Source organism: Pseudomonas agronomica, assembly GCF_025917275.1.
Lineage (GTDB): Bacteria > Pseudomonadota > Gammaproteobacteria > Pseudomonadales > Pseudomonadaceae > Aquipseudomonas > Aquipseudomonas agronomica.
In genome coordinates, this window is record NZ_JAOSHO010000189.1 from 1 (window position 1) to 9170 (window position 9170).

The following is a 9170-nucleotide window of genomic DNA, read 5'->3' on the forward strand; positions in this document are numbered from 1 at the left end:
TCCATTCCCCACAGTGCCCACCTGTTGCACTAGCATCCCGCCCAGCCGGCTTTATAATGCCCGCCTTTGCGTACCTCAGCAGGCTGTAATTCCTTGGCAAACATAGACAACCCGGCCGCCGAAATGGCGGCCGACGGCTTTTTCCGAATCGCCTTGGGCGTTGAATACAAAGGCTCGCGCTATCGCGGCTGGCAGCGTCAGGCCTCTGGTGTCCTGACGGTGCAGGAAACCCTCGAAAACGCGCTGTCCAAAGTCGCCGATTCGCCCGTGTCGCTGCATTGCGCCGGACGCACCGATGCCGGTGTGCACGCCTGCGGCCAGGTGGTGCATTTCGACACCCAGGTCGAGCGCTCGATGAAGGCCTGGGTCATGGGCGCGAACATCAACCTGCCGCATGATGTCAGCGTCAGTTGGGCGAAGGTGATGCCGGCGCATTTCCATGCGCGCTTCAAGGCCATCGCCCGGCGCTATCGCTACGTCATCTACAACGATCAGATTCGCCCGGCGCACCTGAACGAAGAAATTACCTGGAATCACCGTCCGCTGGACGTCGAGCGCATGGCCGAGGCCGCGCAATACCTGGTCGGTGTGCATGACTTCAGTGCCTTCCGTGCCGGCCAATGCCAGGCCAAGTCGCCGATCAAGGAATTGCATCACCTGCGCGTGACCCGTCACGGCAAGATGATCGTGCTCGACATCCGCGCCAGCGCGTTCTTGCATCACATGGTGCGCAACATTGCCGGCGTGCTGATGACCATCGGCGCCGGCGAGCGGCCGGTGGAATGGGTCAAGGAAGTGCTCGACAGTCGTATTCGCCGTTCCGGTGGCGTGACGGCGCACCCGTTCGGCTTGTACCTGGTGCAGGTCGAATACCGTGATGAGTTCGAGCTGCCGGAGCGTTACATCGGGCCACATTTCCTCACGGGCTTCTCGGAACTCGACGGCTGACGCCCTTCGTTGCATTTGTTACCATCCGGGACTTTCACGATTTGCCTGAGGTTTTAGCCACCATGCCGGTCGTTCGCAGCAAGATATGCGGAATCACCCGGGTCGAAGACGCGCTGGCGGCGGTCGAGGCCGGAGCGGACGCCATCGGGCTGGTGTTCTACGCCAAGAGCCCGCGGGCGGTGTCGGTGCAGCAGGCGAGGGCGATCATCCAGGCCCTGCCGCCGTTCGTGACCCCGGTGGGACTGTTCGTCAATGCCAGCCGTTGCGAACTGGGGGAAATCCTCGATGCGGTGCCGTTGGGCCTCTTGCAGTTCCACGGCGACGAGTCCCCGGCTGACTGTGAAGGCTGGCATCGTCCGTACATCAAGGCATTGCGAGTCAAGGCAGGCGATGACGTCGCGGCCAGTTGTGCAGCCTTCGCCAGTGCCAGCGGTATCTTGCTGGACACTTATGTGGAAGGGGTTCCGGGTGGGACCGGCGAAGCCTTCGATTGGTCGCTGGTGCCGCAAGGCTTGAGCAAGCCGATCATCCTGGCCGGTGGCCTGACGGCGGACAACGTCGGTGAGGCCATTGCCCGGGTTCGCCCTTATGCGGTGGACGTCAGCGGCGGGGTGGAGCAGGCCAGGGGCATCAAGGACCCGGCGAAGATCCGGGCGTTCATGGCGGCTGTGCGCAGCAGCCAATCGTCAATGTGACGGCTGGCAGACTGCCGCCGTCCATACCTGCACTGTACAAAGCAGGCAGGCGCCGCCTCCGGGTGGGCCGATAGCGTAGTGGCAATCGCGGTGCAGCGGTTGTCGGGAATGGCAGGGATGGTGGAGCTGGGCGCAGGTCATGTTTCGCGCTGACCGTGGTGGCTGCTCGATCCTCGCCGCACAATGAATTTAAGCTCAAGGGCATACGCGGGGCCGCGAACCAGAGCGTTCGGGCCGCCGGTACTGGAGAAAGAAAGCATGAGCAACTGGTTGGTAGACAAACTGATCCCTTCGATCATGCGTTCCGAGGTAAAGAAAAGCTCGGTGCCTGAAGGTCTGTGGCACAAATGTCCATCCTGCGAGGCGGTGCTGTACCGTCCCGAGCTGGAAAAGACCCTGGACGTTTGCCCCAAGTGCAACCATCACATGCGCATCGGTGCGCGTGCCCGTATCGATATCTTCCTGGATGCTGAAGGCCGCGTGGAACTGGGTGCTGACCTGGAGCCAGTGGACCGCCTGAAGTTTCGCGACGGCAAGAAGTACAAGGATCGCCTGACCGCTGCCCAGAAGCAGACCGGTGAAAAAGACGCCCTGGTTTCCTTGAGTGGCACCCTGCTGGGCATGCCGGTGGTGGTTTCCGCCTTCGAATTCTCCTTCATGGGCGGTTCGATGGGCGCCATCGTCGGCGAGCGTTTCGTTCGCGCGGCCAACCATGCCCTGGAAAACCGTTGCCCGATGATCTGCTTCGCCGCTTCCGGCGGTGCGCGGATGCAGGAAGCCCTGATTTCCTTGATGCAAATGGCCAAGACCTCCGCGGTGCTGGCGCGTCTGCGCGAAGAAGGCATCCCGTTCATCTCGGTGCTGACCGACCCGGTCTACGGCGGTGTTTCCGCCAGCCTGGCGATGCTCGGCGATGTGATTGTCGGCGAGCCGAAAGCCCTGATCGGCTTTGCCGGCCCTCGCGTAATCGAACAGACCGTGCGTGAAAAGCTGCCGGAAGGTTTCCAGCGCAGTGAATTCCTGCTTGAACACGGCGCCATCGACATGATCATCCATCGCCAGGAACTGCGTCCGCGCCTGGGCAACCTGTTGGCGCAACTGATGGGCCTGCCGACGCCCAAGTTCGTCGCCATGCCGATCGAACCGATGGTGGTTCCTCCGGTGCCTGCAGGCCTATGACCGAACGTACCCTGGGCGAATGGCTTGCCTACCTCGAGCAGTTGCATCCATCGGCCATCGACATGGGGTTGGAGCGCTCGCAAGCGGTAGCGTCCCGCATGGGACTGGCCAAGCCGGCGCCTCGGGTCATCACCGTCACCGGCACCAACGGCAAGGGTTCGACCTGCGCCTTCCTGGCCTCGCTGCTGCGCGCCCAGGGGTTGAATGTCGGTGTCTACAGTTCGCCGCACCTGCTGCGCTACAACGAGCGGGTGCAGGTCAACGGCATCGAAGCCTCTGACGCTCAACTGTGCGAAGCCTTCGCGGCGGTGGAAGCCGGGCGGGGCGAGACTTCCTTGACCTATTTCGAGATGGGCACCCTGGCAGCGTTCTGGCTGTTCGCCCGTGCCGGGCTGGATGCCGTCGTGCTCGAAGTTGGCCTGGGTGGGCGCCTGGATACCGTCAATCTCGTGGATGCGGACATTGCGCTGGTCACCAGTATCGGCGTGGATCACGCCGATTACCTGGGCGATACCCGCGAATCCGTGGCTTTCGAGAAGGCTGGCATCTTCCGCCAGGGCGCGCCGGCGCTCTGTGGCGATCTCGATCCGCCGCAACCGCTGCTGGACAAGGTTCGCGAGTTGAGCTGCCCATTTTTTCTGCGTGGGCGGGATTTCGACCTGGCCATGACCGAGCAGCACTGGCAATGGCGGGGCAGCGATGCCAAGGGCAACCCAGTAGAATTGCGTGACCTGCCGCTGCTGGACTTGCCGATGGAGAACGCCGCCCTGGCACTCCAGGCCTACCTGCTGCTGGGCTTGCCCTGGGAAGCCGGACAGATTGTCCAGGCGTTGCAGGCGACCCTGGTCGTCGGTCGTCTTGATCGCCGCTCGTTCGATTGGCAAGGCAAGCGTCTCAATCTGCTGCTGGATGTCGGCCACAACCCCCACGCGGCGCTGTATCTGGCGGAACGCCTGGCGCGCGGTCCAGTGGCAGGCAAGCGCCTGGCGGTGTTCGGGCTGCTGTCGGACAAGGACCTGGATGGCGTTGTCGATGCGTTGAATGCTAGTGTCCAGCGCTGGGCCGTGGCGCCGTTGGATTCGCCGCGTTCGCGTCCGGCCAGTGAGTTGCAGGCAGCCTTGCAGCGTCGTGGCGCTTCGGTGGATGCTTATGACAACGTCGCCGCCGCCCTGGAAGGGCAGTGCGCCCTGGCGACACCCGATGACGAGATCCTGTTGTTCGGCTCATTTTTTTGCGTTGCCGAGGCCCTGCAATGGCTGGCCCGGCGCTCCACGGAGGAAGCTGCAGATGGCATTGCTGGATAAGGCGTACAAGCAGCGCATGGTCGGGGCCCTGGTACTGGTGGCCCTGGCGGTGATCTTCCTGCCGATGCTGTTTTCCCGTCAGGACGAGCAGCGCCAGGTCACGGTTGATGCGCCGGCCGCCCCGCAGGCGCCGTCGGTGCCGCCTGTGCAGGTTGAGCAGGTCGCCGTTCCCGAGCCTCAGGCGCTGCCTCAGGAGCCGGTGCCGAGCGATGAAGAACTCGCCCAGGAACCTGCTGCGCCAGCAGCGCCTGTCGCGCCCGCTCCGACTGTACCGAGCAAGCCGGTCGCTGCGCCAACACCCGTCCCGGCGGCCCCTGCGATCAAGCCGGCCCCGACCCAGCCGATCACCGCAGCCACCAAACCGGACACCACGCAAAGCCGCGTCGATGCCAATGGCCTGTCGGTCAGTTGGTCGGTGCAACTGGCCAGCCTGACCAGCCGTGACAGCGCCGAAAAGCTGCAGAAGAACCTGCGCAGCCAGGGCTACAACGCCTACATCCGCTCTGCCGATGGCAAGAATCGGGTCTTTGTCGGTCCGTTGATCGAGCGTGCCGAGGCCGACCGCCTGCGCGACCTGCTCAATCGCCAGCAGAACCTCAAGGGCTTCGTGGTGCGCTTCCAGCCAGAGCGCGGTTGACCGCCATTTGGCTGATTTGAATCACGCAGCTTACCGACAGCCCTGCGCTCTGCTAAAATGCGCCGCCTTATCCGTCTGTAGGCTGCACCGTGCCATTTACCTGGGTTGACTGGGCGATCGTTGCAATCGTCGCCATCTCCGCTTTGATCAGTCTGAGTCGCGGCTTCGTCAAGGAAGCACTCTCGCTGCTGACCTGGATCATCGCGGGAGTCGTAGCCTGGATGTTTGGTGGCTCGCTGTCCCAGTACCTCGCCGGATACATCGAAACACCGTCGGCCCGCGTGATCGCGGGCTGTGCCATCTTGTTTATCGCCACCTTGCTGGTGGGCGCAATGATCAATTATCTGATCGGCGAACTGATTCGCGTCACCGGGCTTTCCGGGACGGACCGGTTCCTGGGCATGGCCTTCGGCGCGGCGCGTGGCGCGTTGCTGGTGGTCGTCGCCGTCGGGCTGTTGAGCCTGGGGCCGGTACAGCAGGATACGTGGTGGCAGGAGTCCCGGCTCGTGCCACAATTTCTATTGGTCGCAGACTGGTCCAAGAACCTGATCCTGGGTTGGAGCAGTCAGTGGCTTGCCAGCGGTATCAGCGTACCCGCTGAAATACCGTTCAAGGAACATCTCTTGCCGACGGCCAAAACGCCGCAGTGAGTGTTGTTCAGTTCAGATCCATTAAGTAGGGGTTGCGTCGCATGTGTGGCATCGTCGGTATCGTCGGTAAGTCGAACGTCAATCAGGCGCTGTATGACGCGCTAACCGTGCTCCAGCACCGCGGCCAGGACGCTGCCGGTATCGTGACCAGCCATGACGGCCGGTTATTCCTGCGCAAGGACAACGGCCTGGTGCGTGACGTGTTCCATCAGCGTCACATGCAGCGCCTGGTCGGCCACATGGGCATCGGCCATGTGCGCTACCCGACAGCGGGCAGCTCGACCTCGGCCGAAGCCCAGCCGTTCTACGTCAACTCGCCGTACGGCATCACCTTGGCGCACAACGGCAACCTGACCAACGTCGAGCAACTGGCCAAGGAGATCTACGAATCTGACTTGCGCCACGTCAACACCAGTTCCGACTCGGAAGTGATGCTCAACGTCTTCGCCCACGAGCTGGCCCAGCGCGGCAAGCTGCAGCCGACCGAGGAAGACGTGTTCGCCGCCGTGACCGACGTGCACAACCGTTGCGTGGGTGGTTACTCGGTGGTGGCGATGATCACCGGCTACGGCATTGTCGGTTTCCGCGATCCGCACGGCATTCGTCCGATCGTGTTCGGCCAGCGTCACACCGACGAGGGCGTCGAGTACATGATCGCCTCCGAGAGCGTGTCCCTGGACGTGCTCGGCTTCACCCTGATTCGCGACCTTGCTCCCGGCGAAGCGGTCTACATCACTGAAGACGGCAAGCTGTACACCCGCCAGTGCGCGACCAACCCGAGCCTGACCCCGTGCATCTTCGAACACGTCTACCTGGCGCGCCCGGACTCGATCATCGACGGTATCTCGGTCTACAAGGCACGCCTGCGCATGGGCGAGAAACTGGCCGACAAGATCCTGCGCGAGCGTCCGGAGCATGACATCGATGTGGTCATCCCGATCCCGGACACCAGCCGCACCGCGGCCCTGGAACTGGCGAACCACCTGGGCGTGAAGTTCCGCGAAGGCTTCGTGAAGAACCGCTACATCGGCCGTACGTTCATCATGCCCGGCCAAGCCGCACGGAAAAAATCCGTACGCCAGAAACTCAATGCCATCGAACTGGAATTCCGCGGCAAGAACGTGATGCTGGTGGACGATTCCATCGTGCGCGGCACCACTTGCAAGCAGATCATCCAGATGGCCCGCGAAGCCGGCGCCAAGAACGTCTATTTCTGCTCGGCGGCCCCGGCCGTACGCTACCCGAACGTCTACGGCATCGACATGCCGAGTGCCCATGAGCTGATCGCTCATAACCGCACGACCCAGGAAGTGGCCGACCTGATCGGCGCTGACTGGTTGATCTACCAGGACCTGCCGGACCTCATCGAAGCGGTGGGTGGCGGCAAGATCAAGATCGAGCAGTTCGATTGCGCGGTATTCGACGGCAAGTACGTCACCGGCGACATCGATGAGGCCTACCTGAACCGGATCGAGAACGCGCGCAACGACGCGTCCAAGGCCAAGACTCAGGCGGTCAGCGCGATCATCGATCTGTACAACAACTAAGTGACACCCAACCGGCCCTGAGGGGCCGGTTTGCGTTCAACCGAATGAAGGAGTGGCAGCATGAGTCAGGATTGGGATGCCGGTCGGCTGGACAGCGACCTTGAAGGCGTAGCGTTCGATACCCTGGCGGTTCGCGCGGGCCAGCACCGTACACCGGAAGCCGAACATGGCGATCCGATGTTCTTCACCTCCAGCTATGTGTTCCGCACCGCTGCCGACGCGGCGGCGCGCTTTGCCGGTGAAGTGCCGGGCAACGTCTATTCGCGTTATACCAACCCCACCGTACGGGCGTTCGAAGAGCGCATCGCCGCTCTGGAAGGCGCCGAGCAAGCGGTTGCCACCGCCACCGGCATGGCCGCGATCATGGCGGTGGTCATGAGCCTTTGCAGCGCCGGCGATCACGTGCTGGTGTCACGCAGCGTCTTCGGTTCGACCATTAGCTTGTTCGAAAAATACTTCAAGCGTTTCGGTGTGGAAGTCGATTACGTGCCCCTCGCGGACCTGTCCGGTTGGGACGCTGCGATCAAGGCCAATACCAAGCTGCTCTTCGTCGAGTCGCCTTCCAACCCGCTGGCTGAGCTGGTGGACATCGCCGCGCTGGCGGAAATCGCCCACGCCAAGGGCGCGATGCTGGTGGTCGACAACTGCTTCTGCACGCCGGCGCTGCAACAGCCGCTGGAGCTAGGCGCGGACGTGGTGGTGCATTCGGCAACCAAGTTCATCGACGGCCAGGGCCGTTGCATGGGCGGTGTCGTCGCCGGTCGTGGTGAGCAAATGAAAGAGGTCGTTGGATTCTTGCGCACAGCCGGGCCGACCCTCAGCCCATTCAACGCCTGGATCTTCCTCAAGGGCCTGGAAACCCTCGGCCTGCGCATGAAGGCCCATTGCGCCAATGCCCAGGCCTTGGCCGAGTGGTTGGAGCAGCAGGACGGCATCGAGAAAGTGCATTACGCCGGCCTCAAGAGCCATCCGCAGCATGAACTGGCCTTGCGTCAGCAACGCGGTTTCGGCGCGGTGGTGAGCTTCGAAGTCAAGGGGGGCAAGGAGGGCGCCTGGCGCTTCATCGACGCGACCCGATTGATTTCCATCACTGCCAACCTGGGTGACAGCAAGACCACCATCACCCATCCGAGCACCACGTCCCATGGTCGCCTGTCGCCGCAGGAACGTGAGTCGGCGGGTATTCGTGACAGCCTCATCCGCGTGGCGGTCGGCCTGGAAGACGTGGCTGACCTGCAAGCCGACCTGGCCCGCGGGTTGGCGGCCTTGTGATTGAGCTGGCAACGCCGCCGAGCGGTACCCATGGCCGGGTTGCATTGGTTACGGGAGCCGCGCGGGGCATCGGCCTCGGTATTGCCGCCTGGTTGATCTGTGAAGGCTGGCAGGTCGTATTGACCGATCTGGATCGCGAGCGCGGTTCCAAGGTGGCGAAGGCGTTGGGCGACAACGCCTGGTTCATTGCCATGGACGTGGCGGACGAGGCTCAGGTTGCCACTGCTGTTGCTGAGGTGCTTGGGCAGTTCGGACGCCTCGATGCGCTGGTATGCAACGCCGCTATCGCCGACCCGCACAACATCACCTTGGAAAGCCTCGACCTTGCTTATTGGAACCGGGTCCTGGCGGTGAACCTGGGTGGGCCGATGCTGCTGGCCAAGCATTGCGCGCCGTACCTGCGTGCCCACAACGGGGCCATCGTCAACCTGGCCTCGACCCGCGCAGCGCAATCGGAGCCGGACACCGAGGCCTATGCGGCGAGCAAGGGCGGCCTGCTGGCCCTGACCCACGCCTTGGCGATCAGCCTCGGGCCGGAAATCCGGGTCAATGCCGTCAGCCCTGGCTGGATCGACGCGCGAGATCCGTCACAACGTCGTGCGCAGCCGCTCACCGACGCCGATCACGCCCAGCACCCGGCGGGCAGGGTAGGCACGGTGGAGGACGTGGCGGCGATGGTGGCGTGGTTGTTGTCGCGCAACGCCGGTTTTGTCACGGGGCAGGAGTTCGTGGTGGACGGCGGCATGACCAAGAAAATGATTTATGAGTGAGGGGCAGCTGCAAGCGGCAAGTTTTAAGCTGCAAGTAGCGTGGTGCGGGTCCGGTGCTTTTTACTTGTAGCTTGGCGCTTGCCGCTTGAAACTGTTTTTGAAAAAAATCCAACCCCGCTATTGACTTAGCTTCGGTACCTGCGTAAATTTCGCGGCCTCAACGCAGCA

The 9170-nt window shown here is 62.9% G+C and carries 9 protein-coding genes; all 9 read left to right on the forward strand.

The features are described 5' to 3' along the window. Positions 1–123 precede the first annotated feature (123 nt). On the forward strand, positions 124–948 hold the full coding sequence (truA, locus tag OC610_RS14965) for a tRNA pseudouridine(38-40) synthase TruA (protein ID WP_030142027.1): 825 nt from the start codon (positions 124–126) through the stop codon (positions 946–948). Positions 949–1010: 62 nt separating this feature from the next. Then, complete coding sequence (locus OC610_RS14970; RefSeq protein ID WP_264428701.1) at positions 1011–1643, forward strand: phosphoribosylanthranilate isomerase; 633 nt, start codon at positions 1011–1013, stop codon at positions 1641–1643. A gap of 258 nt (positions 1644–1901) precedes the next feature. Beyond that, positions 1902–2822 (forward strand): acetyl-CoA carboxylase, carboxyltransferase subunit beta, encoded by a 921-nt coding sequence (accD, locus tag OC610_RS14975; protein WP_264428702.1) that lies wholly within the window; start codon positions 1902–1904, stop codon positions 2820–2822. Then, on the forward strand, positions 2819–4126 hold the full coding sequence (folC, locus tag OC610_RS14980; RefSeq protein ID WP_264428703.1) for a bifunctional tetrahydrofolate synthase/dihydrofolate synthase: 1308 nt from the start codon (positions 2819–2821) through the stop codon (positions 4124–4126). The genes accD and folC overlap by 4 nt, the downstream gene beginning before the upstream one ends. Beyond that, a complete protein-coding gene (locus OC610_RS14985) occupies positions 4110–4763 on the forward strand; it encodes an SPOR domain-containing protein (protein ID WP_264428704.1) in 654 nt (217 codons plus the stop codon). The genes folC and OC610_RS14985 overlap by 17 nt, the downstream gene beginning before the upstream one ends. An 89-nt stretch (positions 4764–4852) precedes the next feature. Next, on the forward strand, positions 4853–5413 hold the full coding sequence (locus tag OC610_RS14990; RefSeq protein ID WP_030142022.1) for a CvpA family protein: 561 nt from the start codon (positions 4853–4855) through the stop codon (positions 5411–5413). 41 nt (positions 5414–5454) lie between these two features. After that, positions 5455–6960: an amidophosphoribosyltransferase gene (purF, locus tag OC610_RS14995; RefSeq protein ID WP_264428705.1), complete on the forward strand. Its 1506-nt coding sequence runs from the start codon at positions 5455–5457 to the stop codon at positions 6958–6960. A 60-nt stretch (positions 6961–7020) separates the two neighbouring features. Beyond that, on the forward strand, positions 7021–8232 hold the full coding sequence (locus OC610_RS15000) for an O-succinylhomoserine sulfhydrylase (protein ID WP_264428706.1): 1212 nt from the start codon (positions 7021–7023) through the stop codon (positions 8230–8232). After that, on the forward strand, positions 8229–9002 hold the full coding sequence (locus OC610_RS15005) for an SDR family oxidoreductase (protein WP_198795941.1): 774 nt from the start codon (positions 8229–8231) through the stop codon (positions 9000–9002). The genes OC610_RS15000 and OC610_RS15005 overlap by 4 nt, the downstream gene beginning before the upstream one ends. The last annotated feature ends 168 nt before the right edge of the window (positions 9003–9170 follow it).